This is a genomic window from uncultured Tateyamaria sp., from assembly GCF_947496075.1.
GTDB lineage: Bacteria > Pseudomonadota > Alphaproteobacteria > Rhodobacterales > Rhodobacteraceae > Tateyamaria.
Window position 1 is genome coordinate 310,735 of sequence record NZ_CANMBJ010000002.1, and the last position, 26,378, is coordinate 337,112.

General features: G+C 53.7%; 23 protein-coding genes and 1 tRNA gene. 16 read left to right on the top strand and 8 right to left on the bottom strand.

What is annotated here, in order from left to right; translation table 11 throughout:
* Positions 1-17 precede the first annotated feature (17 nt).
* The 6 genes from Q1A51_RS05435 (at position 18) to Q1A51_RS05460 (ending at position 7,778) form a co-directional block, all read left to right on the top strand.
* Complete coding sequence (locus tag Q1A51_RS05435; RefSeq protein WP_299599068.1) at positions 18-797, top strand: SapC family protein; 780 nt, start codon at positions 18-20, stop codon at positions 795-797.
* 1 nt (position 798) lies between these two features.
* Entirely contained in the window at positions 799-2,220 is a 1,422-nt protein-coding gene (locus Q1A51_RS05440) for a TolC family protein (protein ID WP_299599064.1), read from the top strand.
* An 18-nt stretch (positions 2,221-2,238) separates the two neighbouring features.
* The gene (locus tag Q1A51_RS05445) at positions 2,239-4,407 is read left to right on the top strand and encodes a type I secretion system permease/ATPase (protein WP_299599060.1); all 2,169 of its coding nucleotides are present in this window, start codon (positions 2,239-2,241) and stop codon (positions 4,405-4,407) included.
* Entirely contained in the window at positions 4,397-5,704 is a 1,308-nt protein-coding gene (locus Q1A51_RS05450) for an HlyD family type I secretion periplasmic adaptor subunit (protein ID WP_299599057.1), read from the top strand. The genes Q1A51_RS05445 and Q1A51_RS05450 overlap by 11 nt, the downstream gene beginning before the upstream one ends.
* Before the next feature lie 234 nt (positions 5,705-5,938).
* Entirely contained in the window at positions 5,939-6,901 is a 963-nt protein-coding gene (locus tag Q1A51_RS05455) for a hypothetical protein (RefSeq protein WP_299599054.1), read from the top strand.
* A 619-nt stretch (positions 6,902-7,520) separates the two neighbouring features.
* On the top strand, positions 7,521-7,778 hold the full coding sequence (locus Q1A51_RS05460; protein WP_299671192.1) for a helix-turn-helix domain-containing protein: 258 nt from the start codon (positions 7,521-7,523) through the stop codon (positions 7,776-7,778).
* 324 nt (positions 7,779-8,102) lie between these two features.
* Here Q1A51_RS05460 and Q1A51_RS05465 read toward each other — a convergent pair whose 3' ends face one another.
* Positions 8,103-8,792: a c-type cytochrome gene (locus tag Q1A51_RS05465; RefSeq protein ID WP_299599048.1), complete on the bottom strand. Its 690-nt coding sequence runs from the start codon at positions 8,790-8,792 to the stop codon at positions 8,103-8,105.
* A gap of 484 nt (positions 8,793-9,276) precedes the next feature.
* Positions 9,277-9,732 carry a nucleoside deaminase gene (locus Q1A51_RS05470; protein ID WP_299202146.1) on the bottom strand — a complete coding sequence of 152 codons (456 nt, stop codon included), beginning with the start codon at positions 9,730-9,732 and terminating at the stop codon, positions 9,277-9,279.
* A gap of 704 nt (positions 9,733-10,436) precedes the next feature.
* On the opposite strand from Q1A51_RS05470, the gene Q1A51_RS05475 reads away from it, so the two are divergent.
* The 5 genes from Q1A51_RS05475 to Q1A51_RS05495 all read left to right on the top strand — a co-directional run bounded on the left by Q1A51_RS05475 (position 10,437) and on the right by Q1A51_RS05495 (position 14,947).
* A complete protein-coding gene (locus Q1A51_RS05475; RefSeq protein ID WP_299599044.1) occupies positions 10,437-11,465 on the top strand; it encodes a helix-turn-helix domain-containing protein in 1,029 nt (342 codons plus the stop codon).
* Positions 11,466-11,823: 358 nt separating this feature from the next.
* Positions 11,824-12,921, top strand: coding sequence for an AraC family transcriptional regulator (locus Q1A51_RS05480; protein WP_299599041.1), 1,098 nt, complete (start codon positions 11,824-11,826; stop codon positions 12,919-12,921).
* A 435-nt stretch (positions 12,922-13,356) separates the two neighbouring features.
* The gene (locus Q1A51_RS05485) at positions 13,357-13,746 is read left to right on the top strand and encodes a DUF3768 domain-containing protein (protein WP_299599039.1); all 390 of its coding nucleotides are present in this window, start codon (positions 13,357-13,359) and stop codon (positions 13,744-13,746) included.
* Between the two features lie 678 nt (positions 13,747-14,424).
* A tRNA-Ser gene (locus tag Q1A51_RS05490) sits at positions 14,425-14,514 on the top strand.
* A gap of 145 nt (positions 14,515-14,659) precedes the next feature.
* Positions 14,660-14,947 carry an Arm DNA-binding domain-containing protein gene (locus Q1A51_RS05495; RefSeq protein ID WP_299599036.1) on the top strand — a complete coding sequence of 96 codons (288 nt, stop codon included), beginning with the start codon at positions 14,660-14,662 and terminating at the stop codon, positions 14,945-14,947.
* 754 nt (positions 14,948-15,701) lie between these two features.
* Here Q1A51_RS05495 and Q1A51_RS24330 read toward each other — a convergent pair.
* On the bottom strand, positions 15,702-15,830 hold the full coding sequence (locus Q1A51_RS24330; RefSeq protein ID WP_366523078.1) for a DUF6527 family protein: 129 nt from the start codon (positions 15,828-15,830) through the stop codon (positions 15,702-15,704).
* 876 nt (positions 15,831-16,706) lie between these two features.
* Here Q1A51_RS24330 and Q1A51_RS05500 point away from each other — a divergent pair.
* The 4 genes from Q1A51_RS05500 to Q1A51_RS05515 all read left to right on the top strand — a co-directional run bounded on the left by Q1A51_RS05500 (position 16,707) and on the right by Q1A51_RS05515 (position 19,691).
* On the top strand, positions 16,707-17,663 hold the full coding sequence (locus Q1A51_RS05500) for a hypothetical protein (RefSeq protein WP_299599033.1): 957 nt from the start codon (positions 16,707-16,709) through the stop codon (positions 17,661-17,663).
* The gene (locus Q1A51_RS05505) at positions 17,657-18,112 is read left to right on the top strand and encodes a toxin-activating lysine-acyltransferase (RefSeq protein ID WP_299599030.1); all 456 of its coding nucleotides are present in this window, start codon (positions 17,657-17,659) and stop codon (positions 18,110-18,112) included. The genes Q1A51_RS05500 and Q1A51_RS05505 overlap by 7 nt, the downstream gene beginning before the upstream one ends.
* Before the next feature lie 107 nt (positions 18,113-18,219).
* Entirely contained in the window at positions 18,220-19,230 is a 1,011-nt protein-coding gene (locus Q1A51_RS05510) for a cupin-like domain-containing protein (RefSeq protein ID WP_299599027.1), read from the top strand.
* Positions 19,231-19,406: 176 nt separating this feature from the next.
* Positions 19,407-19,691, top strand: a complete 285-nt coding sequence (locus tag Q1A51_RS05515) for a hypothetical protein (protein ID WP_299202182.1) — start codon at positions 19,407-19,409, stop codon at positions 19,689-19,691.
* Positions 19,692-19,728: 37 nt separating this feature from the next.
* Here the strand turns inward: Q1A51_RS05515 and Q1A51_RS05520 are convergent, their stop codons facing one another.
* From Q1A51_RS05520 to Q1A51_RS05535, 4 genes are read right to left on the bottom strand one after another with little or no spacing between them, the layout of a single operon-like run.
* Complete coding sequence (locus Q1A51_RS05520) at positions 19,729-20,628, bottom strand: hypothetical protein (protein ID WP_299599024.1); 900 nt, start codon at positions 20,626-20,628, stop codon at positions 19,729-19,731.
* Positions 20,615-20,848 carry a hypothetical protein gene (locus tag Q1A51_RS05525; RefSeq protein ID WP_299599021.1) on the bottom strand — a complete coding sequence of 78 codons (234 nt, stop codon included), beginning with the start codon at positions 20,846-20,848 and terminating at the stop codon, positions 20,615-20,617. The genes Q1A51_RS05520 and Q1A51_RS05525 overlap by 14 nt, the downstream gene beginning before the upstream one ends.
* 11 nt (positions 20,849-20,859) lie before the next feature.
* Entirely contained in the window at positions 20,860-22,185 is a 1,326-nt protein-coding gene (locus Q1A51_RS05530; protein WP_299599017.1) for an HlyD family type I secretion periplasmic adaptor subunit, read from the bottom strand.
* Positions 22,182-23,843, bottom strand: a complete 1,662-nt coding sequence (locus Q1A51_RS05535; RefSeq protein ID WP_299599013.1) for a peptidase domain-containing ABC transporter — start codon at positions 23,841-23,843, stop codon at positions 22,182-22,184. Before Q1A51_RS05535 ends, Q1A51_RS05530 begins: the two co-directional genes overlap by 4 nt.
* Before the next feature lie 683 nt (positions 23,844-24,526).
* Between Q1A51_RS05535 and Q1A51_RS05540 the strand changes: the two genes are divergently transcribed.
* On the top strand, positions 24,527-24,724 hold the full coding sequence (locus tag Q1A51_RS05540) for a hypothetical protein (RefSeq protein WP_299599010.1): 198 nt from the start codon (positions 24,527-24,529) through the stop codon (positions 24,722-24,724).
* A 775-nt stretch (positions 24,725-25,499) separates the two neighbouring features.
* On the opposite strand, the gene Q1A51_RS05545 is transcribed toward Q1A51_RS05540, so the two are convergent.
* Complete coding sequence (locus tag Q1A51_RS05545) at positions 25,500-26,372, bottom strand: isocitrate lyase/PEP mutase family protein (RefSeq protein ID WP_299599007.1); 873 nt, start codon at positions 26,370-26,372, stop codon at positions 25,500-25,502.
* Between the last annotated feature and the right edge of the window lie 6 nt (positions 26,373-26,378).

Sequence of the window (26,378 nt, forward strand, 5' to 3'; positions counted from 1 at the left end):
TTGAAGGACGCATATTGATGCCATTTGAAAAGTTAGTGCCCGTTGATGCTCATCTGCAAGGCATGTGTTGGCAAAGGTTTAAGGATTACAGCTTTGCAAAAGATGATCTGGGCAAAGCGATTGTCGCGGCGGAAGCGGGATTGGTTGCGAGCTTTGCTCCGTTTCTTTTCCAGCGCACCGGCGATGAATACATACCTTATGCGCTGTTCTCGCTGTCAGGGACGGGCAATGCCTTTGTCTCACCGGATGGCGTTTGGAAAGGTACCTATGTTCCCGCCCGAATGCGCAGCGATCCCTTCTATCTGATGGGGCGCGGCTATGCGGCGATAATATCGGTTCGAAACGACGCCGTTCTGAAGCACTCCAATGGCGCGTCCGAAAATCTGCCGTTTCTGACCGAAACCGGAAACCTGACGCCCCCGATCAGACAGGTTTTTCGTTTCTTGAAGCAGCTTGAGGAAGAAACAGAAAAGACGCAGCGGCTGGTGATGAAGGTCGCACGAATGGGGCTTCTGAAACCCTACGAACACCGAACTTTCACACGAAACGACCGCAACCAGCTTTTCATTGTGGACTTCAAAAAGGTACATGAAAACAAAGAAATACAGGAGTTTATTTCGAAAGATGTATCGGTGCATGGGCTGCTTCAAGCGCACGCCATTTCGCTGGCGCAGGTGAACCGATTACATGCTGCCGAAGCCAACCGCGCGGCCGCGGGCCGTGGACATATCACCGCTCCGAAAGATGTCAGCGGGTTTCTCTCTGCGCTTGGCGATGCGCTGGAGTTGGAGAGCTGAAATGATGACGATCTCCAGACTGATGTTGCCTTTGATCGTTTTACTTGCCGCGTGCCAGTCGACTTACGATCAAGGTTTGGCCGCAGCGGAACAAATCGTAGCGGATATTGGTGTCGAACCTGCGTCAGGGGTGTCCAGGCCGGCGGCGGATGTTCCGATGAGTGTGTCGTTTCAAAACAGCGCGTTCCGCCAGACGATCCGTGATGCGGTACTGAGCTTTCCCTCACTTTCCGGCCAGCAGGCCGGAATACAGTCAGCCGTCGCGCAGATGGATGCGGTCGTTGGAAATTTGCGTCCACAACTGATTTCAGAGCTTGATGCAGGGCAAACTTTGGTTGGCGGCGATGACGAAGCTGTCGCAGGTGTATCTCTGACTGCGCGGCAGCTTGTCTTTGACGGGGCGACAACAAAAAGACAGATCGCTCAGGCGCGTATCAATCAGCTTCGGCAAAGTTTTGCGTTGGATGGCCTGCTGTCCAGCCTTTCACAGCAAATGGTGTTAGCGTGGTTGAACCTGTGGCAACAGACACAGCTAGAGCGCTTGGCGAAAGAGGACGTCAGTGCCCATCAAGAGTTCCTTGATCGCACCCAAGCGCGTGCGTCCGGTGGTGTTGTTGCTCCAAGCGACGTGCTGCCAGCCCGCAGCCGTTTGGCCGATGCCAACGTCAGGTTGGCCCGGACGCAGGCTGCAGTCGGGCAAGCCGTGGCGAACTTCACAGTGTTGATTGGGCCCGCGCCGGCGACAATTGCCTTCCCGCCGACGTTGCCCCACTTAAGTGCTGATGCCGCGCGAAAAAAAGTTCCGCAAAGCAGCCAGCTCACGATGGTTCGATTGCAGTTGTCGCGCGCAATCAGTCAACGGGACGTGGTTGTGTCGCAGCGCTACCCAGAGGTTTTTGTGGATTTGACGGGTTCCCGGGACGGCATCTTGGGAGGGGGGCCAGACCATGATGTTTCTATCGGGTTTTCGGTCGAGCATGATTTTTCGACAGGCGGGCAGCAGAGTGCGCGAGAACGTGAAGCGCAGAGTGGCATTTCTTCGGCACGAGCTGTCGTCGAAGAAGCGGAACTTCAACTTGGTCAATCGCTTGAAACCGCGCTGGCAAACCGCGAAGCGGCACGGGTAGAAGTTGATGCTTCAGCTACCGCCGCCCGTTCAAACAGGGAAAACCTCGACGTTGTTCGGGAGCAATTCGCAATCGGTCGTCGCAGCATAGTTGAAATCCTCGATGCACAGCGAGATCTTAGCCAGGCCTTGTCCAACGAAGTGACCGCGCGGGCTCGGCAGGTGGAAATCGAACTTGAGATACTGACACTCACCGGCGATTTGGCCCCTGTGTTTGGGATCGACTACGATCCGTATTCGGCAGTTCTGAACGGAAATGATCTGACCGTCGGGCCACCACTGTCCATTGATCAATAAGCTAGCGAAGGCAAAATCATGTCAGTGTCAGAGCCGCAATCCAAGAAGAAAGCCATAACGCTTCTGGACGCAGATTCACTGGTGAACTGCCTTGTGGCAGCGGCTCGGGAGTTTGGCCAATCCTTGTCGCCAGCGTCAGTTCACGCGTATCGTGCCGGTTTGAATCCCGAATTTACGTTGGAAGACATAGTCGATTTGGCAGAACGATTGGGGTTTGTCGCAGGCCTTGGCGAGTTGGCGCCAGAACGCTTGGACAAGGATCTGTTCCCGGCAGTCCTGTTCGGCCAGTCCGGCCGAGCGGTTCTGGTAACAGACCTTCGCAAGGATGACTTTGTCGTATTGGACCCGACAATTTCGGATAGCGAAGCGGGCCTTGTCACACGTGAGCGTCTTGCATCCGCTTATGGGAACAACGTCCTGTTTCTTAGGCGACGCAATGGCGTCAACAACGTCGAAAGCGTTAGCGACCGAGCGTTTCATTGGTTTTGGTCAACCATTTTTGATAACAAATGGGCTTATACTCAAGTGCTAATGGCAGCGGCTATCTCAAACGTGCTTGGGTTAGCCACGTCCATCTTCATTATGGTCGTCTACGACCGAGTTTTGCCAAATGAGGCGTTTGACTCGCTCATAGCGCTCACGGTCGGTATCGGTGTTGCGTTACTCTTTGACTTCTCCATAAAGTCTCTGCGCGCGGGCTTTATCGATCGTGCAGGGCAAAAGGCGGATCTCGTGATCGGTCGCCTGATCTTCGAGCAACTTTTGGACATGCAGATGCGCGCCAAGCGTGGATCGACCGGGGCGATAGCCAATGCGATGCGTGAATTCGAAACGCTGCGCGAATTCACGACATCCGCCACACTTGTTGGCGTCATAGACTTACCGTTCATCGCCCTGTTCATTTTCGTCATCAGTCTGGTCGGTGGACCACTTGCGCTGGTTCCGGCGATTGCTGTGCCGCTTGTCTTGGTCATCGGGGTTGCCGTGCAACCCGTCATGAGCCGAATGGCGGATCGGAGCCATTCGGAGAACCAAACAAAACAATCGGTTTTGGTTGAAACTGTGTCCGGTTTGGAGACAATCAAAACGGTAGGTGCGGCGGCAGTTATGCGACAGCGATGGGATCGAGCACTGACCCATCAGTCTGGTTACTCTTCCAAATCCCGTGCTGTTTCCCAGTTTGCGTTGAACGCAACGGCGTTCGCTCAGCAAGCAGCGCAAGTCTTGATCGTGTTTTATGGCGTCTTTCTCATCACCGCCGGTGAAGTGAGCATGGGTGCGCTCATAGCGTGCGTAATCCTGACAGGTCGCACGCTTGCACCGCTCGCCCAGCTCGCTCAAATCATGTCGCGTTTCAGTCAAGCCAAGGCATCCTTCCGCTCCATAAATGAGCTGATGCAGCAACCCACCGAAAACCATCCCGCGCGGAACTGGCTTTCTCGTCCGCGTCTTGCAGGCAAGATCGAGTTTCGCGACGTCTTGTTTCGCTATCCGGAGGAAAAAATACCCAGCCTGAACAAGTTGTCGTTTCAGATCGAAGCCGGTGAGAAGATTGCCATCATGGGTAAGGTGGGGTCCGGCAAGAGCACAATTGGACGACTGATCACCGGTCTTTATTCAGCGGATGAAGGTCAGGTTCTGATTGATGACACGGATGTTACACATATCGCGCCGCACGACCTCCGAAACGGTATTGGATCACTCTTGCAAGACATCTGGCTGTTCAGTGGTACAGTCAGGGAAAACATCGCCGTCGGGGCCATTCGTGCCAGCGATGACGCGATACTCGAAGCAGCAAGACAAGCTGGGGTGAGCGACTTTGTATCGCGTCATCCGCTTGGTTTCGACCTGCGGATTTCCGAACGTGGGGATAAGCTTTCTGGCGGGCAGCGTCAGTCCATCGCATTGGCGCGCGCGCTTGTGGGACGCAAGCCAATCCTGTTCTTGGATGAGCCGACAAGCGCCATGGACGTTCAGTCTGAGGCCACTTTTATCTCTCGCCTTGCCGATACTGCAGCAGATTGCACGCTGGTCCTGGTGACACACCGAACCGCCATGTTGGAAGCGGTCGACCGCGTGCTTGTTCTTGAAAACGGGCATATAGTCTTTGATGGCCCGAAGGAAGCTTTGTTGCGCCAGAAAATGCGCTCGAGGAATGGACCTGTTGTGTTGTCAAATGCGGGGTGACGACACGTTCATAAACCTTATGAAACAGAGGCGGTACAATCGCAGTTTTCGCGGTTCCGTACTTTTGTTTTCCATCCTGCTTTTCTTCGTCTTCGCCTTTTTTTGGGCGGCAAGAACGGAAATTGACGATGTCACGCGAACAGACGGTCGGGTAGTTCCAAGCAGCACTCTCCAGGTTGTTCAGGCACCGGACGGCGGCGCGGTGAACGCTGTTCTGGTACGCGAGGGCGATTTGGTCGAAACCGATGTTCTGCTCATGAAGATGGACCAAACTCAGTTTGCGGGACACTTGGATCAAGAGCGTCAACAGGCCTTTGCACTCAGAGCGCGCCTTGTTCGATTGCGGAGTGAAGTTGAACGACGCGACCTGGTTTTCCCCGAAGAGCTTGAGCGATACGCACCAGAATTGATTGCCTCGGAACGCGCCCTCTACGATGCCAGACAGATTGAACTCGCCGCAGAGATCGATGTGCTCGGTGTCCAGCGGTTACTGCAACTGGAGGCCTTGGAGGAAGCGGAAAATCTTCTTTTTTCAGCGCGGAACACAATGCGTTTGGTCAATCAGCAACTTCGCACCATTGAGCCATTGGTTGAAAGCGGTCTTGAGCCACAAACATCGCTTTTGCAGCTTCAGATTCAAATGAGTGAGTGGGAGGGGCGGCTCGCTCAAGCTTCGTCACAAGTGGTGCAAGAAAGGGCGCGGATCGAGGAGATTGATCAGAGGATCGCTGCCATGGACGTGCGGTACCAGTCGGAAGCACTGGAAGACCTGAACCGCACAACGAGCGAACTGGCTGGTCTCAACCCGATGTTTGCCATCCTCGAACAGAGATTGCGTGAAACCGAGATCCGGTCGCCTATACCGGGAATAATCAACCAGGTGTTCGTTTCCCCGCACGGTGGCATCGTGGCCGCAGGCGCAGAACTTCTCGAAATTGTCCCGATCGAAGACAGCCTGTTGGTTCAGGCATACGTGCAGCCATCTGATATCGCCTTCTTGCACGTCGGGCAGCGCGTGAACGTAAAGATCACGGCTTACGATTTCTCGAGATACGGAGCACTTGAGGGGCAAGTGGATAGGATTAGCGCAGGGCCTTCAATACATCCTGAACGCGACGAGAGTGTATTCGTCGTGGATGTATCGACGAAAAACCAATTGAAAGACGCAGCCGATCAACCGCTGCCGATTGTTCCTGGCATGGTGGCAGAAGTCGAGTTGGTTTCGGGTCAGAAGTCAGTCCTAGACTATATCTTTCAGCCTGTCGTGCGCGTCAAAGATCGAGCTTTTCGCGACTAGGCGCCATCCGTTGTCATGACAAACGCGACGGCGCTGTCCAGAATTGTTTCAATCATGCGTGACTGGCGCCACATCTGCGGTTGTTAGGCTCTGGTTCGTCGACTGCACAAACGGGTGTGGATTTTAAAATAATCATATTGACTTTTTTTGAAGGATTGTCAGAGTAATGCAATACGCTGTCGTCCAGTCGATAAATCGTCTTGACAGCGAAAACCGGATTTAGGACGTGACGCGATGGTCGAGCATGATGAACCCCCAGCAGACGGAGCATTTGTCGCGATCTGTTTCATTGGTGTAGTTGTCGGGTTCACGGCGATGGTCTTGTGGCTGTTTATCGGTGTATTCGTGTATTCCAAGCCCTTTTGGATTGCCTTTCCTCTGTACATGGCGTTTGGGGCAGTCGGCGCTTTGGCCACGTCTCTGCTGATCGCATACAGAGCGGGAGCGGTTGACGACTCTTCAGTTGCCTCTCGTCAGAACCTTTCCGGTGACAGACGCGCGTCGACGGACCGCGGAAGTTTGTGCATGGTCGGCGGCAACGGTCATGATGGACCCCGGCGGCGCGTCATCGCTTCACAAAAAATTCATTATGATGAAAAATTGGCCAAACGCCTTGGTGCCAACCTTTGTGATGCTTCAATCGGTGACAGGTCCGACAACGACGCCGAAGAGACATTTGTCAAACCTTCGCCAAGCGTGTCTTTGTCCGACAAGTTGTTTGATCCCAAGCGGCACGCGAGCCAAAGATCATTTTGGACGGCTGACACAGCCGTTGCCTACTTCGGTGGGCCAGGCCTTGACAACTTTCCGGACATCTCAAGCTGGGCAAATCAAAACCGCGAAGCTCTTGTTACGCTGTCACCGGGAGAGGCAAACTGGAATGTCATCCAAAGTTTGCTTGATGAGACAAGCTTGTGCTTCGTGGACTCTGACGCGATGGGCGATCTCGAAGATACAGTGGATCTTTGCCTAAGGCTGAGGAACTGCGCTCCTGAGGTACATCTTATTCTAATTTCGAGCGAGGTGCGGGGCCACGATCTAACGGCGGAACGAGCGGCTATCTGTGATGCAACGCTGAAATCACCACTCACGGAGCGTGCCATTGATGCCGGAGTATCTGCTGCAAGCAACAACTTCGTTGAAAAGTTCGTGGCTCCATTCAGCCCTCTTCGCAAAAAAGGCAACGGTCCAGCCTAGCCCCTCTTTGACTGGCCGAATGCAAATCCAATGCGAAGGGGCGAGTTCCTGCCGTCCGCTGAATCTACCCCCAAGATAGCACTTAGCGGACGGCAGGGCTTAACTCTCCCGCGTGCGAAACCTTGTCTATCCTCGAACAGTATCAAATAGCTTCGCCGCCGGCGTCAAGACGCCGATACGCGTTGATGTAGCTGTTTCCTTGCCGTAGACAGAAGTTGGGCTTGCAGGACAAATGAATTTGACGCGAGGTCAGCATTTGATCAGATTGACTTTTTTCAGTCAGAAATGTAGCGATTGACACACTGACCGCCATGCTTTTTGAGAGTAAATGCATCAAAAATTGAGACACCGGCGGTGGTAAGGAATATTATTAGGACGACAAGGGGACAGAACTTGCGATGGCCAGCCGCCAAGACCGACTTGTAAGACTTAGCTGTCCAAAGAATAAGCAGGTTGTTGCAGCCTGATGCGTAGGTTGCTGACAATCAAATTACCCAGACTACTTTTCTACTATGCGATCAGAATAGTGTGTTGAGGTTCGGGGCAAGGTCTAAGACATTTTATGAACGATAGCAGTAAAATAACAACGGTTGCGCGTCTCCGTGAACTGCTTGCCACTATGGAACAGGACCTTGGCCTTGAGACACTCAGCGCCAATGAGTTGGATGTTCTGTATGTGGTCAGGCTGCTTTGTGATGAGAAAACATCGTCCGTGGCCGAAGCTGCCGACATACGTGCACACGCGATCACACGGCACATGAGCCAACCAACTCTCAGTCGGACAGTGAGAGCGCTTATCGAAAAAGGGTATCTTGAAACGGCACCTAACTACAAAGCGAAGCGCTACAGATTGGGTCCGAGCGCCGCTGAGATCTAAGTAGATTAGTCAAAGGAATGACGGTCTTGTGTTTTTGGTTGCTGTCCGAAGTTCATGAGTTTGAGTGGCCTGGGGCGGCGTGTGCCAAGGCGTAAATTGTCTTAAGGCTCTCCAGTATTGGTTGAACGTGAAGGCAAGACCGAGCGCACTTCTGCGCTTTGTCCAACCCGGCTCAAACCCATCGGAGACGTGAGCATGTCGTGTTGTCGAACGGGCCATCGCGGGGCCCAGATCATCCTCAGCCAACTGCTTCAGTCTTGCATGCAAGGCGGAGGGGGCCGCTCTCTTTTCATGCCCGGGGCCATTTCAGCTTGGGACGATCACCTAGTCGGGGTCGGGAAGTGGTGGCAATTGCCTCAGGTATAGGATGATTGCATCCAGGTCATCCGGGGAGATTCGTGCGAAGTATTTGTAACCCATCGGTGGCAGCATCCTGCTACCGTCGGGACGCTGGCCCAAGGTTATCATGACTTTGAGCTCATCATCTGTGTAGTTGGACACACCGTCATTGTGGGGAGTGAGGTTGGGCGCGCGGGATGTTCCCCAAGGCCCATGAAACTCATGTCCACCTGCCCCAAGGTGAGTGTCCAGCATGGGGCCCTCGGCTCCAAGTGTTGTGTGACAGTCAACACAATGGGCAACGGGGCCGGCGAGGTACTCTCCGTACTCGACTGTGACGCCCTCTGGGATGGAACGAACGCTGACGATGGCTGGGCCATAGTTCTGCGGGAGCGGGATGTTGTAAACGGAAGGCGGTGTTTCGATGTTACTCGCTGGAACCGTCCGTAGAAACATCACAATGGACATCAGATCATCGTCCGAAAGCCCGCGATAGATAGCGACCGGCATTGGTGGCCCGATGACGCTGCCGTCAGGTCGAATGCCTTCGCGAATTGCGCGCGCCAGCTCTTCATCTGTCCAATTTGCAATCCGGCTGCCGGGTGTGATGTTTCCTGCCCACGCCTCGAACGCGTCAGATTTTACTACAAGGAAGCCCGCAAGTTCTTTTGACATGTCCGGCCCGTCGGTCCCTTGTGGCGTATGGCAATTTCCACAGGCCGCAGGACCTCGTACCAGGTATTCACCGCGCTCCAAACTGGGTCCGGCGCCCGCAGCGATCGGCAATAGAGCAAGAAAAACGATCAATAGATATCTATACATTTGGTTCCCTTTTCGCGGTTTACGCAAAAGCGAATGGATGTGATGGAGCCGCAGCTCTGGTACTCTTCAGAGTTGCGCGGGGTATCTGCCGAACTCTGTCCCGAACAGGATCAAAGGTCTCGCCAATAGTGTGAGCACTCTCATGCCATTGCAATAAAAAAATTCAAAATGAATTTTTATTCATCCCGTCCCGCTGCACTCAAGGTTGATCTCGTGCCGGAGGCTTCTGATCAGTCTTCGACGGAGTTTGGGGTCGCGGACTTGGCCCGCGAGCAGAGGATGCATCGAGGAGCACTGTTGATCGAAACGCCGCAATAGGTCTCGCCCCACAGGCTGCCTACTCCTCGTGAACGGCAATATCTTCGTTCCAAAGCGCGGGTTTTTCGAAGATGAAGCGTTCCATCAGCGCGATGCAATCCGGATCGTCTGCAATAACGACCTCAACACCTTTCGAGCGAAGAAAGCTCTCATTGCCACCGAAGTTCTTGTTCTCGCCAATGACTACTCGAGGGATCCCGAACTGGATGATCGTACCGGAGCACATCATGCATGGGCTAAGCGACGTATACAGGGTCATGTGCCGATAGGTTTTCTGCCGCCCTGCTTTCCGCAGTGCATCCATCTCTCCGTGCGCGATCGGGTCCCCTTTCTGGACGCGCTGATTGCGCCCACGGCTTACGAGATGGTTCCCGTGCGCAAGGACAGATCCAATAGGGCAGCCTCCTTCCTTGAAACCAGACAGTGCCTCCTCATAGGCAATCCGTAACAATCGCCGATCAGTTTCGTTTAGCATCGGTGTTAACTCCTTTCTCAGACAAAAGGCTCCATCAGAGCCTCTCTCTCGCAATTGCCGTTGCCAGCCTCGGGATCATCGTGCTTGGGCGTATGGCATCGCTGAAACGGTTCGATTTTATCAATAGGTTTTGATGCGTGTGCGCCACCTCTCTTACCGGTTCTCTTCATCGGTAGGTTGGCTCCTTGTTTCTCGGCCGCTTGGATTAACAACGACCATCGTATCGGTAGCAACAGGTATCCGCTCTCGTATTTGTCCGCAGGCGCGAAGCCGGAATGTACTGTCAGGTGCCAATCAATTTCAGCTAGACCGCGCCGTACAATGGACGACTATCGGCCTCGTCCATAATTGGTCAAAATGAGAAATTAAGCTAGAAGCCTTTCGATGCCGAGGCAAGTTTGACCTCCAATTGAGCGTCCTGGACTCCAACACCCATCCAGCGTGCCCAAGGGGACTGAGTAGGCGCTTGAGCGCAATTTCCGTTCTCGCCCTGGGCTGCTTCGCTTCACTTGTCTTGTTTTCACTCGCCTGGTCTCAGTCATAAGCAGGGATTGTTCAGGCAAGACCGGAAGGGATAACTATCTGAATCAGATGGTAATTTTCTAGTGCGACGCTCGAGGCGTGCGCGCTGATGACTTGTCACTCGGATGAATGCCGGCAAACCGTAGTTGGCATTGCGTCACGAGCGGAGTATTTTTGCCCCTATGACGATGCTGCCCCATACGGAATTCGACACTGCCACGTTTGCGGTGGAGGACCGTTTGGATGCTGTGGTCGACCTCTGGCGAAACTATCTATCGTTCAAGTTCGATCCTGGTCGGAATGACTTTTTTTTGAATACGAATGTTTGGTGGATAAGCGACTGCGCTCTGGTTCATTCCCTTGCCGCACCGATGACATGTCTTCGACCGCCTCCACCCGAAGAAGAAGCCTTGATTTCTATTTCTTTCCTTAGGTGTGGCACACAGGACTATTTCGCTGGCGACGCTTTGCGACGTCAGACTCCAGATGCCGTGCACGTCAGCAGTCATCGCGATCAGATGCTCCGACGCTGCCATACCGACAGTGAAATCATCATTCTCTACGTACCCAACAGCAGGCTTGGCCTGTTCCCCGGTGAGCCGCTGCCGAGCCGCATTTTCCCAATAGCGACACCTGTTGGGGCAGTGCTGCTCTCGATGTTGCTTAGGTTAAGGGAGACCTTGGATGAATGCATGCTCGAGGATGGCGGCATGTTGGCGGACGGAATCTGCGCTTTTCTCGAACCTGTGTTGCGTGACGTTGCTGATCTTAATGCCGCAGCTGCATCCGAAATGCGGCGCGCAGCGATCCAGCGTTACATCGAGATGAACATCAATAACCCGTCGTTGGACCCCAGCCTGCTTTGCGAACGGTTTGGAGTGTCGCGCGCGTCGCTATATCGCTTGTTCGACGAAGCGGATGGTGTGAAGGCATACATCGCAAGACGCAGGACGCAACTTGCCATGGCCGAACTGTGCCGATCACCTGCTCGACGTGGTAACGTTCGAAGTGTTGCCGAGAAATTCGGTTTTCATGACAGACGGCAATTCAATCGGGCGTTTCGCAAGTTCACGGGCACAACTCCGATCAGTGTCATCGGGAGCTCGATCTCTGGCGCGCCAGATTTCCACAGTGCAACGAATTTGCCCGTGAGACGCGGGCGCCGCAGGCCGTTAATTCTTTCTAGCGCTTCGCAGAGCGTTCCCAGATAAAGGGGTGAGTGGACGGGGTAGACTTCCCCATGACCAGCCGGCCTCTCTGGTTGACGGTCCTGTGAGAACTTCAGCTTAAGCTGATTGGTCGGGTCCGAGGTGTCATTTGAGTCTGGTTAGGTCGACCTGACATTGATGCAGACAAAATGGACAGATTGGACTATCATTCGACAACCGACCGAGCTGCAACTGCGCGCTGGGAATTTTGCCATAGTGTCGAAACCCCCTGGGCAAAACGGTGGCTGAGTATGGCCCCTGAGCAAGAATGGGGACCGCGAAAGTGTCGTTGGGATGACCGTGCGGGCTAAAGCAAATCCGGTGATGCGAAGCCATCAAATACTCTGCGGATCGTACCACAATGTCGAATTCAATCCTCGGTGTCCCCCAAAATGCTGCGCCCGACGCGCAACGTGAGATCCGACAACAATGTCGGCCGGTCAAGTTCACGGCAACAACGGCTAGCGTGGATGCCAAGGACCGATTGGATTACTGGAACTGGATTCAACAACCCGCCTTTTCGCTGTGGCCGACTGACGGACGAGCGGACGGCCTCAATGCGTCGCTTGACTGGTGGCATACGGGCGAAGTTGCCTTTTCTGATATTCGGTTCAGAACTGACGGCAAGCGCCCTTACGTATTCGAACTTGGACGGCTCAATCGCGAGGTCTTGGCGGTCCGCGCATTTCGGCACTCGAACCAAATTGGGCTTCTTGGCAACGAAGAAGTAGCCTTCAGATCCGGCGAAGTGCACATTTACCCATTTGGCCGAGAAGGTCGCTTCATTACGAGCCATGTGGACCATGTGACGGCCTACATTCCGTTCGCCATGGTCGGCTACGACTTGTCCAAATCATCAGAGCACATTGTATTTAAATCGAATTCGCCTGTCGCACGCATTCTCAATGCTACTTTGTGCTCGACGTTTGACATCATCGACGACGCCACCGCTAGTGAAGCACGTGCGTTGGGTGAGTCCTTTACAGGACTCGTGCGCAGCATTATCGACAAGTGTCACGGAGGGCTTAGCAGGCGCGAAGTCTTCGAGCGCGCGAGGGGGGCTGCACTGCGGTCCTTCATTCACGACCACCTGTGTGACCGCGACTTGACTATAGACTTGATATGCAGTGCCTTTGGTGCGTCGCGGGCCACGGTCTATCGCGAATTCGAGCCGGTCGGCGGCATCGCCCGCTATGTCAAACGCCAAAGGCTCCAGAGGGCGATGTTGGATCTCGCTATGACGGCGGGCGCCCGCGGTGTGATTTCCGAGGTCGCGCGGAAGTATGGTTTTCAGGAAACCAGCAGCTTCACACGGGCGTTTCGGGATCAGTTCGGCGCGGCGCCAAGCGATTATGTTGGCCAGGTGGATGGTTCAAGGGCACTTCAAAAGGAATTCAACAAGGGCTGGTTGTCGCCGTCGGCGACGCAAATTGACAGTTGGTTTGTTTCAGATCGCTAGATCCTTTCCACGACAGGACAGTGTGAAGTGCCACGTTTTGGTCTGATGCGCCCAAATCCTGACCAGAGGTAATGTGATAGCCTGCCTGCGTATCGGTCGGGTACTACTGGCATTCGTGTTGGAAAGAACCGCTACGCGAGATCGAGCTGCGGCTCGAGGCGGCAATGATTGGCACCGCCTGCGGCCGGTATCTGGGCGTCGACAAAGGTCTGCATCATGTCCGCTTCGCAGACAAAGCACCTGTAAGGGAAATTCTGGATGCGCAAGATTGTTTAGACAACTAGCGAGACCTTGTGTCCGCAAAACTGAGACGCCGCGCTAACGACACCAAAAGCACAGTGCCTTATGAAAGAGCGCTCAAACCTTAGGGAATTACAACACCCTAAACGCAAGCGAGTCAGAACTGTAGGGCGCCCATGGATGGATGGAGGAGCAATGAGAGCAACTGCGAGGACGGATACACGCCAGCCTGAATACATCAATTGCCCGGTCGAACGACAGCTGATCGCGGACCAGAATGATTTGTTCCGAAGGGTTTGGCCGCTCGCACCAATGCTGGGCCGTTTCAAGATGGCAAGTGACATCGCCGCTCGATCAGGCGAATTTCAATTGGCCTGCCTTGAGGCCGTCCGACACTACGACAATTTCACTCTGGACACTGATCTACAGGGCACACATCGTACCGGCGCGTTCAAGGTAGAAGGCGAAACAGTCTGCTTTGAGATATCGCTCTTGGACGAGACCTGCAAAAACCGCTCTGCAGCCCCCGCCGATCTGGGCAAGACAAGGCGGGTCCTCACGATCTATTCTCCACAGGATCTGTAGCTACATTGCGCAGCCAGGGCTTTACGGATCAAACCGATCCCCCGGTACCACTCGACGCATCTGGGAAGTGAAGCTCCATTTCGGCAGCTAACTTTCTTCGAGCGACTCAGCGTAAGAGACGCGGCCGCGACATACGAGATGAGCCGGGTCTTTGCCAACCAATCGCATCAATTGCTCGGCACAGTACCTGCGCTTGTCCTGACTTACGATAGGTACCGGGCCCGAACCAATGCAGTAAGGGTTGCCATCAACGATCATTGTGCCGCTGCCCAAAGGAGGGTGCCAATACGACCACTTGCCACCTGGTCGGAAGGTCACTGGATTGTATCTTGACGGCTCGCAATTTTAGCAATTCGACACTTTGCCATCTCGCCCACCAAGGGCAGGTTGAGTGGATGCCGATGATACCTTTGTTCGTGTATTGTTTCATATCGCATACATAGCTGCACAGCACTCGTACGAACGGCTCCGGCCGTCATAGCCGTTCGCCGTTGCTGGGTTTGCGAGTGCAAAAAACAGAACTTATCTGGAACTGTGCTGTGTCAGATTTGTGCCAAAACGTGACACAAACGCCCAGAATTTCAACGAAAACCAACGAAAACAGCAAGTTAGCATTTTGTGATTCTGTCGTGAAAAAAGTGGTTGTTATTCAGTATCTTGAAACGTATTCAGGTCAGCGGAGACGTGGCCGAGTGGTCGAAGGCGCTCCCCTGCTAAGGGAGTAGGCCCGGAAGGGTCTCGAGGGTTCGAATCCCTTCGTCTCCGCCATCCACCATTTTCATTCAATCGCGTTCGATGCTGTTTATCCCCTTATGAGGCTGTTTTTGTTGGTTTATCCGCATTCGTTGTTGCTATTGGTTTTCTTCGACTAGACTCGTTTCTATTCACTACGTGGTAGAAACCGTGGTATTTTGTGGCTGCTCTGAACGGAAAGTTGACGAAGAATCTGGTGAGGACCCTCGGTCCTGGTCGCCACGGCGACGGGAGCGGGTTGTACCTTGTGGTCGATCCGTCCGGTGCTCGACGCTGGATCGTAAGGGTCACTGTCAAAGGTCAGCGCAACCGCGAAGGCAAGCCGCTGTGCACCGACTTTGGCCTCGGCGGAGCAGACGTTGTGACTCTGAATGAAGCACGAGACCGGGCCTTGGAGTATCGGCGGCTCGCAAAGCAGGGCATCAATCCGCGCTACAATAGCCGATGAGGCTGGCCTTGATGCAGAAGACCTTACCCGCCAGTTGATAACCCTACGCGTTGGAGTGAACAGATCTTCGGAAGATGGTCCTTTTCCCAGTGTCCTGCTCCAGGCGTGCACTGACGATATTCTGGCCTTGGTGGAAGCTGGACCCGTCTTTGTCAGAGAAAAAATGCGCGGTGACTTTGTGATCGTCTCTTGTGAGCGGTATATGGAATTTGGCTCGTCAAGCTGACGTTTGCATTCCTTTGGGTGCAAATGCTCAGGACCAGGTGCACCTGCAGCCTCTGGAAAGGGGCTCTGCCCCTTCGCCGCTGACGCGTCTCATCCCCGGGATTTTTGGGGCAAGATGAATGCAAGGTTCTGGCAGACCACTAAGAGGATGCGGATGATGCGAGAGACTGGCAGCGGAAAGTTGGACGGAAGGCCGTGGTTTGCCGAAATCCAAGAAAGACACCTTCGCCAATTGCAAGCCGACGGCGCATACTTGATCCAACGACGCGTGGATAGAGAGTGGGTCCGAGTGGCGCCGGACGGAAGCGAAGCGAAACTTGGCTATCGCGACGAAAAATGAAAATTGGAGCGGATCATGTTTCTTAAGGTTTCGTTTCGATCCAGGGGGGGGCGGAAAGCGGACTTTCGCTGCATTGCATAGGCAGTCTTCGGACGATCTCCAACACGGACGTTCGACTAGACCCCGCTTTCAATAAATCATCTGTTTACGTTGCATCTTGGCTTGCTTGGATGGTATTCCTCCTCGCTGTCAAACGATTTGTCCTTTCTTGATCCAGAATTGGCGTCCACAGTCGTTCTTCTGATGGATCGACGAGTTTATCGTAGGCCGTAGCCAAAAGTCTTCTGAGCTTCGCCATCGCAGCCTCTGGTTGGGGATGAGCGAAGGACTTGTGACTTCTCTGCAGCCATCAGGCCACTACAACACACGCCCATTCCTTGATGTCATCATTCTCAATTACCGTAAGCTTATCCGTTCGCATAATTGAGCGGTCTGGCAGTGTCGAGGCACGGTCCGTAAGAAAGTCGAACCGCAGCAGGTGCAGCCATTGCAGGAGTTTCGAAGTGGTGTATCTCGTCTCAATTCACCATGTTCAGAAACGGTTGCGCATCTCCTCCATCGAGTGTTGCAGCAGGGGCAATCTCGTCCAGTTATTGACTGTCTTGGGACACCCAGAGCCGGGCCATATCGAAAGTATGATCCGTTGATCGACACTTCGTTCGGCTGGCTTTGGGATTGAATGCGTAGATCCAGGACGCTTGCCAATCCTGTCTTTATTCCCTGTGCGTCCAAGAGTACTGCGAGTCGCCTTTACTGATAATGCAGCGTCATTTGCGGCAATTTGGACGGTCTGGGGGACTCTTTTCGAGCCAAAAAACCGAAATCTTTTGTGCGAGCTGCGTGAATTGCTTTGCAGCGTTACTAAACTGGCAAGAACCAGCCTGCGCTAAGCGAATTGACACTCAGCTGTGTCTCCTGCAGTTGACACCTCGTGCGGTGCCTTTGCTAGGATTGCCTGTGTACAAGGAAAGGTGTTGAGTTGGACCGCGTTCTTATGCCGACAATACAGCTTTGAAAGTCGCGGCTGAAATTAAAGCAAGCGATTTTAGCACTTGGTTGGGTGCACATGCTCTTCCAGTCCAGTGCATCTCTAACATACTGACGCGTATCGGTAATTTAAAGGTGCGCGTGCCTACTACCCCTGTTTCGATAGGCCTATCGGAATACGAAGCGTGGTCGTTCGCAGCGAACGCCATGGCTCATCAGTTTCCCGATCATGCCGAGTTCATTCTAGACGTTGCGCGCAAGACGCAGGTCGAATTCGTTACGGAAGATGATGGAGTCCAGCGACCCTTTACTCTACATCGGTGTGCTGGTGATATGCCGTTCGTTTCTATCCGGTATTCAGGTTACGGTGCCGATCTGCTTGCCGTAGCACATGAATTCGGACATGCGGTACAACTTGCCGCCAATCCAGGCCAATTCATTCCACCAATTCACCGAGAGATTGCTGCATTCTTAAGCGAGCGGGCTTTGCTGGTCTATGCAGACATGCCGGGCAGTGCGATTGCGGGCATCTTACAAACGGCCCATCGAGACGATGATGCGATTTACCTTGGTAATGACGCGGTGGAACTTGCAGTAGCGCAGCAGGATCCAAATGCAGTTTACAACTATCGTTGGAATTATCCGGTGGCGCGCATGCTGGCCGCCCGAGCGTTCAGACATCAGCAGCCAAAAGAGCTTTGGTCCACTTTTTTGGGTCAAACTGCCTTGCTAGAATTGACCGATCTCGTCGGTGGAGGGAACATGTTGAATACAAATGAGAACTACCTGCCCGCAGTTCCCAAACCAGACAAAGAGCATCCTGCCATAAACGGCTATCGTTCGCTGGGAATGATGGCGCAGCTGGACATTGATTACTGGCAGGGTCAATCAGAGATGCCGATTGGTGACTACCATGCATCATTGCTTCGGCACGTGCAGGATAGGTCTGCGTTCATCGCGTTTTCGGAAGAAATGATACCTATCGGATATGCCACGTGGAGCCGGTGCCCAGACGACGATGAAGCGATCCAGATCACACGGCAAGCGGCGCCGTTTGGCGATCATTTGGCCCTTCAGAAGCACCTGAAATCTCACTTGGAGAAGCATAGGACGGTCACGTCGCGCCATGCTCGCAGCGCGCGAGAGGTGCAGACGGCATGGTGAACCTCGATTACTATTTATCGACCGGCTATGCGCTCGATTTGCTCGCAAGGTCGCCCTACCACAAGCAACAGCAGCTGGGGCACTATTTCCGCACGGAAATTCTTCCTCCGCTTTGGGAAAACCAGGTCAAGTTTTACGTAACCAAGAATTATATCCCGACCGCGATGGTGACGTGGGCGTGGCTCAACGAAGATGTCGAACGCGATGTGCATGGCTCGGGCCGAACGCTGAAGCACGAGGAGTGGAACTGTGGTCGGAGACTGTTCTTTAATGACTGGATCACACCTTACGGCAATGTGCGCGAAGTGTTGCATGACGTGCTGCGCAACCTCTTTCCAGATGAAAAGTCCGCCACGAGCATTAGACGAAATATGGACGGCTCTGTACGGCGCATCTGTCGCTGGACCGGTATTAATGCACGCTGCGTGAAAGAGGACCTCGCGTTATGAACGTGGCTTACCCCAAGTCTGGTTACACAACGCCTGACCAGACACTTGATGGATTCATCCAACTGGTACAAGCTGGGTTCGAAAATCCGGAAGGGCGCCGCGGCACAGTGCGCGTTGTTGTCGATGGGTATCCCCACTTGGGGTTTCGTGCGCGCTTTTTCGATGATTTGCGCGTCGATCGACCACAAGAATACTACGAAGCGGATACTGAAATAAGATTCTCACTCTCAACCCTTGAGTTGATTTTTAGAGAGTTCGAAGTCGTGGACTGGCGCAGCCCTGAAGTCATAGGCAGCACTGAACTCAAAGGCGATCAAAGCCTCGCATTTCTTCTGGCGTTTTCCTGCTTGCGACCAAGCGACTGGACCCGGGAACGTTTTGCCAAGGTCGCGCGAAAGCACAAGCAAAAGGGCTACCGGGACGGAGTTGTGATCCAGCGCCTCGAAACCCCAAGCCAATATCAACTCCTGGAAGCTATGGAAGAGAGCCTGCCCATCATTATCACCGGGCTTGAACCCACGCCGCCTTGCGATGATTGGTCGCTTGACCGTCTCGAACAGGAATATGGGGAAGCAGTTGTCTTCATGAGATCTGCCTCCGACCACGTCACTATGAAGCGCTTTGTTGCAGAACTGCGTAATCCTGGCGAGGGTCAGGTCAAGGGTGGATCATCGCTGGAATTCAAGAGCTATACCGAAGGGTCACGTCTTCCCGATGAGATGGCGGGCAATTTCGGCACGATGTACTTTGAAACCGAAGACTTCGTGCCGCCGCAGCTTTGGTTTGGTGCCGTTGCGACTGACGTTCCGGCAACGCCGCTACACCGCGATCCATTGACCGGCTTTCTGTTTCAAGTGATCGGGCGTAAACGCCTCGATCTATACTCGGCCGATCAAGCCGAGTTGTTGTACCCCTACAAGTCCTACAACACGTATCAAAAGTGCTGGTTTCAACCTGACAAGCCCGACTTTGACAAGTACCCCGAAGCAAAAGCAGCCACATGCACATCTGTGGAACTGCACCCCGGAGAGTTGCTTATCCAGCCTGCAGGATGGTTTCATCAGGTCTACGCTCTGGATAGTCCAACGATGTCAGTAAGTTACTTCTGGCGCTACTAAACAAGGGAAAGCGCCTAAGTCAGATTGCGATTGGAAGCCGGCCGGCTTTTTGATCGTGAAACGGGTGACGGTTGCCGACCAGACCAACACCCAAGTGAGCCGCCGGGCGACATGCCTGGCAAACAGCAACAGGTGGAACCTAAAAGGTCGCTGCCTGCATTCTAAAGGAACAGGTTATGTTTACTAAAGATGATGTTTGCACAAATGAACTCTTCGCTCCGATCAGTTTTGGCGGTGGTGGTGGCGGAGGTGGCGGCGGAGGCGGAGGCAACCGCTTTGGCTCATACCGCGGAGCAGGTGGCGCGATCAGAGGCGTGCTCAATGATATTGCTGAAAACCATCCGACCTATAGTGTTCCGGAGGTTGATGCACTGGCTGAACACCCCGAGGCGAATGCTGTGGGACACCCAAACGGCGACGCCTATTCAGGCCACGCTGGCGGCGATTGGGACGGTCGCTGAACGCTCATTGTGCCACCCAGTCATTGTCTGGGTGGCGCTACTGCGATGATTGGGTGGTGTAAAATCGGTCTACTGACATATCAAACGCCCGTTCAAAACAGATTTCCCACTCTTCAGAAGGCCCCACGCATCGATAGAAATCAAAGATGGCGTCTTCATCAGTTCGATCCAGAAGATATTTTGCCGCAATAAAGCCTTTCTGATAGTGTAGCCGGCCATATTCCGCACGTCTGTCGAAGCGTTCCATTTCTGCAAGTGTAAAGCTGTTTGGCGGAATTTGATTGCGGGAAAGCTGGACCACGCGGTCTAGCCGATCCTTGCCGAAGCTGGATATCTGGCTGAACAGAACTGCAACGCCTTCAAAAAGCCAAGCAGGTCCAACAACCTCCGTCAACGATTGTCCGGGGGCGCGGAGTCCGCCGTCTGTCAAATCATTTTGCACGATATGCACCATCTCGTGCGTGATGTCAGAACAGATTTCGTTGTATTGAATTCGCTTTGACCAGTACGCTTCATCGCCGACACATAGGCTGATTGTTTCGCCGGTAACAAACAGGGTGCCACTCGCGGGGTCACCACAAAATGTGTCATCAACATAGGTGTCTTCAGTCAAAGTAATTTGGCCAGCATAGTGATCTTCGATCAATGCATCTAACGTGCGCTTGTCACGGGCCACGAAAAATGGAATTCGGGCCTGGGATGTACGAAACTTGAGCAGACCTGTTTCTTCCGCGCACTGATCGAGAGTTTCGTTCAGGAGAGGGCTGGCAAACGCTTCCAACTCTTGAACAACCTTGACACTGAAGTGCTGCGTCTCGTGATCAACAACGCCATCGGCCAGCAGTGGAAGCGGGGCGCAGAAAATTGCAACCGCGAGGCTGCGTATGTTTGTGTAGCGACCTGCCGTCAGAATTGGTCGAACACTACCTCTCAGCACTGTCTACACCGCGATTTTTGTTTTGTTCAGAAGTGGTAGAGTCGCGGTTTTCAAGATGGTCGGGCTTTGTTGTCCCGCCAGTGGCGCGCCAGATCTTGTGCTGCTGTGAGTCAAGGGGTGTGCGCAGCTTGATCAATTTCTTTAGGTTCCAGATCAACACCGCCAAAAAAGCAAGAATTGCGTAACCGAAGAGCCCCAGAGACTGAAAAAACTCGATCATTTGTCGGCATCTTACCTTTCACCAAGGGCAGATTGCGCCGCCTCAACTATAGGGGCAAAGAAGTAGCTTATCAACCGGCGGCTATCTGTCGTCACATCCACGGTCGCGGTCATGCCGGGCCTTATCGTGAAGGCATCACTGCCGTTTTCCAAAGTGTTTCGGGCGGGTTTGATGCGCACGGCGTAAGTCCACTCGCCTTCTGTGCTTTCGGTGGAGTCTGCAGCGACATTTGAAACCTCACCTTTGACAAAGCCGAAGCGGGCCGAAGGATAAGCATCCAATTTGATATTGGCCTGTTGGCCTACCTCCAGAAATCCAATGTCGACGTTGGTAAAAGCCGCTTCGATTTCGACGACTTGATCTTCGGGAACAACACGCAAGATATCGTCGCCGGACTGGATCACTGCTCCGATGGTGTGAATATCAAGTTGGTCCACCACCCCCGTTTTCGGCGCGCGCAACTTGGCCGCTTCTATACGCCGATTGGCTGTCGTCAGCTGTTCGCTGAGCGTCGTAAGCTGCGCTTCGATTTCGGAACGTCGATTTAGAAGGGAGCTGCGTTGAGAGGCAACAATGCTCTGGCGCTCAGCGAGAATGGCGCTTTCGTCAGTCTGTTTTTTGGCCAACTCCCGCAGGTAGACGTCGCGCTCTTTCTCTAATGCGGTGAAGGCTTCTTGAATGTCCAGAAAGCTTGCGCGGCTTGCAATTTCTCTGTCCAGCAGCCCCTGGGCGATCTCAAGTCGCTCGCTTTGGATCTTCATGGCCGCCTCCACCCGGTCAATGTTGGCGTGGGTGACCGCAACCGATTTCCTATTGGCTTCAGTCCGTGCAGTTATTTGGTTCATCAGCGCCTGTAGGCTGTCGATCTCGGCCGCCAGTAACCTGCGTTGTTCTTTGTAAAAAGGACGGGTGTTAAACTCCGGCAAGGTGAAATTGCTCATCACTGTTTCGCTGGCGTCGGCGTGATCAATGACGCCTGCGTCGATACTGGACACCAAATGAGAGATGCGCGCACGTTCGATCAAAAGTCGATCCATGTCCGCCGTCACCGTATTCACCTCAGCCGCGGCGTCGGTTGTATCAAACTCGATCAGCACCTGATCTCGCTGCACTCTCGCGCCGTTGGCTGTATGGATCGCCACGATCTTTCCGTCGAATTCTGGCTGGAGGACTTGAACACGGCTTAGCGGGACGACTTTGCCCTGGCCTCTTGCGACGACTTCAACTTTGAATATGAACGCCATGGCAATGACCGCGGTAAATACCGCCATCGTGAACAATATTGTGCCATGCAGGGTCGGCGATTTGATGCTCATCGGCTCGGCAACGCGTTTCATGCGAGGGCCTCGAAATCAACGATTTGGTCTGGATCTTCGAAAATCTCAGGTCGATGCGTAATGACAATCAACGTGGTTGTCGGCTTCAGGCGTGCCAGCTCTTTGGCCATTTTTCGCTGTGCTGCATCGTCCAGTGCATTTGTCGGTTCGTCCAGGACCAGAACCTTGGGTTTCTTGATGAGAGAGCGTGCAATTGCGATCCTTTGGCGTTGGCCACCTGAGAGGGCGGACCCACGCTCCCCGACTTGTGTCTCCAACCCCAATGGAAGGCGCGCCACAAGAGTGTCGGCCGCCGCAATGCGCAGGGCCGTTTGAAGATCCTCTTCACTGACATCCTGTTCACTGATCAATAGGTTTTCCCTGAGCGTGCCAGCGAACAGGTAGGGCTCTTGTGGGATATAAGCGATCTTGGATCTCACATCGTGTGGTTCGAACTTGGTTATGTCCTCCCCGCCCAGCCGAACGACACCTTCGGCAGGGACATCGATCCCTGCTGCCAGCCGTCCGAAGGTGGACTTACCTATGCCCGACGGCCCGACCACAAGCGTAAGAGTGTTTGGTTGGGCCACAAATGAGAAATGGCGCAGAACGAGTGTACCCTTCGTGTAACCGAAAGAGACCTCTTCAAAGGTGAGGCGCGGCTCGATTACGGATAGAAGTCGGGGTTGTGCATCGAAAGGCTCCATCGGTGAGCTTACGATGTCACCCAGGCGTTGCCTCGATACCTTGATGTTTTGCCAACCTTCCCAAAGCTGCGAAAAGTTGGCAATTGGATCGGTCACCTTCCCGGCCAGAAGGTGAAACGCAATGAGCTGTCCTAGTGTCAGTTCTCCGGCAAAAACGAGGTTCGCGCCGACATAAATGATCGCGATGGTGACGCTGCGTTCAACAATAAATGTCAACTTGTCGCTTACTATGTTGAGCAGGCTTACCCGGTAGCGCGCGTTTAGACTGTCATAGAGCGTTTGATCGAGACGCTCTAACATCTTGTCTTCAGCACTGAGAGCCTTCACGGCGGCTATCCCAGAGATGTTTTCGACCATCTGTGTCTGATGGCGCGCGCCAGCATCGAACTGGACTCTGAGGCGCTGTCGCAAAAAGGGGCCCAAAACAAAGTAAACAAGTGCCTGAAGCGGCAGAGCGATCAGCACAATCATCGTCAAGGGGACAGACAATGCCAGCAGAACACTGATGTAGATGACGACAAAAAGGAGGTCGAGAAAGACACCAGTTGTTGTGCCAACTAGAAAGTTGCGGATCGTCTCCGTCTCTCTCACCCGGGCGATAGTCTCTCCGACGGACCATTTTCGGAAGTGGCTGAGCGGCAATTTGAAAAGGTGATCGAAAATGCGGGCTCCAAAGTCTCGCGTCACCTTGTTGGCTGTCAGCACCCCCAAGAGGTTGGAAAGGATTTCAAACCCCATCTGAAACAAGCTCACCGCCGCAAAGATTGCCACGACGACAACAAGCGACGCCTCTCGCTGGAACGGCAGGATACGATCAATGATAACTTGAAAAATAAACGGTTCGACTAGGCCAATCAGGCGAAGGCAGATCGCAAGAAAGACCAGTTCGACATAAAGAGGAGTGTACTTCCAGAGAGATCGAGTGAACCATGAGAGAGGGATTTCTCGTGCATTGGAGTCTTCAGTGTTCACTCGTCGATCTCCACAAGCTTACGTCGCAACGCAGCGTCAACAGTGTTTGCTTTCAGGCTGAACTGACTGGTCAAGTGCTTTCTAAAACTTTGCAGCGTTGGCCGGTTGTATCATATTAAAATTTCGTGTGGCTTGTTTTTGCTTCAAGCTTACCAAGTATGCTTCGCAGAGCGTTTGTCGATCAGGCGCTGAGTAAGGGCGCTTGAAAATGTGAAGGTTTCCAGTGGCTGGCAGCGTGCGGTAGTTCATAGGATTGCCCCGTCAGTCTTCGTCCGCGCCCCTTTTGTCTAAGCAATTAAACGACTGAGCGAGGATCAAACGTTCATTCGGCTATAGACGTGCATGCAAGCGCGGAATGGTTCTGACCTGTTCCACACCCAAGGTTTCCTCTTTCATAACGAGAGTCTGCGGGTCTGGTTTTCGTGATCTGTTTTGGGGTCGTTTTTGCCATCCTGTATTGCGCCTATTTCGAGAACGAAGAGTTGGGTAAGGCTGCGCTGACACGGTTTGATGAGTGGATAGGGCGGGCTGTAGACAAGCAGCTTTACCTTAGGAGGATGTTACTCATCTCAAATACCCGTAGCTTTAGTTGGAGTGCGTCTCCTCGAGGGTTGATCCGTATTAACTGGAAAATGTCGTTTGAAGGATTGGCGTGCCAAGACGGTTTCGGAATTCGCATGGGTATGAGCCGTGGACGACCACACCCGAACAAGACAGTGCGGGCGTTCTTAGACAGTCACGCAGACGCGTCCCATCTCTTTTTCGCAAAGCACATCATGCCGGACATTGCCTCGTCTGACATTGATGTCGAACACGAAATCACCAGTCTACTTCGCCGTCTTGGACAAGAGGATGAGGAGGTCGAGCATGAAATTCTCTAGGTCCAGACCGATTCTCCACTTCCACAACAGAGAGGCGCAGATTGGTTTGTTGGATCGTGTTTTCGTTCGCAATGAAGGCAAAAACCCGGTTTTAATCGGAGGATGTTTGACGAAGATTTCTCTTAGATTTTCCACTACTCCAACCGGCGAAGCGGCGCTCTCTTCGATGTGGCCACCAGCAATCGAGACTTGACTGAACGACTGCTCGAATCCGTAGACACTCGATACAGTCCACATGGGGTCCAAGAGACCGTTAGAGAATGGACAGAAGAAATCGCAAACAAGCTAATCTGGTTAGGTAAGGCGTACTATCATCTTTGGGATGACCCAGACACCGCCGGCATCAGGATCAGTTCATTCGGACCAAGCGGCGTATCGACATTGCTGGGCGTGACATTTCAATGGATGCCACGCCATTCGGAAAGGCAGTGGGACCGGGATGATGAGGAAAAACCGTCAGAATTGCGATTACTTGATGGACACAAAGCCCTTCGCTTCAAGATGCCAAAAGAGCTGAGACAGATTCTGCGCGCACAGAACAAGACTTTGGCGACCATTGACAGACATCAATACGGATTCTCGCCGAAGCAAACATTTAGTCAAACATGTTGGAAACCGGTTTGTCCGCATTGCGCGCGTTCACCTGGTTCGAAATTTCGCAGTCGTGGCAAGTGTCCGGAATGCGGGCTGCAGACGCGGCGTTCTTACGACATGCTTAAGGTCGGCTCAGGGCCGTTCGAAAGCATGAAACCGTGCTGGGCGTGGACTCCAAAAGCTAACGTTGTGAAGACCGGTAGCGTCCGGAAGTGGCATAGTAATCATCAAACCCGATCCGTGCGCGCAGGTCGGCAAAGTCCATCTGGGCCGGGCGCTCGTCATCACGCATGGCACGCAGGGTCGTGACCATTGCTTGCATTGCCGCCGCCATGAGCGACAGGGGATAGGCCGCAATGCTGTATCCGATGTCGTGCAAGATAGCGTTTGGCAGATCAGGAGTCTCGCCGCCCTCAACTATGTTGGCCATCTTTGGACCCGGTAAAGAGGTACAAACCTCGCGCATTTCCTGTTCGGACCGGGGGGCTTCTACAAACAGGATATCTGCGCCAAGCTCAGCGAATGTGGCAGCGCGCTCAATCGCTTCCCCAAGACCGTGTTCATGCCGCGCATCCGTCCGAGCAAGGATCAGGATATCACTGCCTTGAGCGCGTAGCGCGTCGCGTTCGTCCACCGCTGCGCGCACACGGTCGAAAGCCTCATCACGGGACACCACCGCCTTACCCGGTGTGTGTCCGCATCGTTTGGGTGCCAGTTGATCCTCGATCATGATCGCGGCGGCCCCGGCCTTGGCAAAGCCCGCCACGGTGCGGCGCACGTTCATGGCGTTGCCGTACCCGGTATCCCCGTCACCGATCAGCGGAATGGTGGTTGCATCCGTGATGTTGCGCACCTGATCAAGCACCTCGGCGTAGCTCATGAGGCCCAAGTCGGGGGCACCAATGCGGCTGGCCGACGCGGCAAAGCCAGACATGAACGTCAGCGCATAACCTTCCTGCGCGATCAATTTGGCGGACAGTGCGTCGAAACAGCAAGGCATGATGTGGCACGTATCCTGCTTAAGCAGGTGGCGCAGGGTTTCGGTTGGGGTCATCGGGCT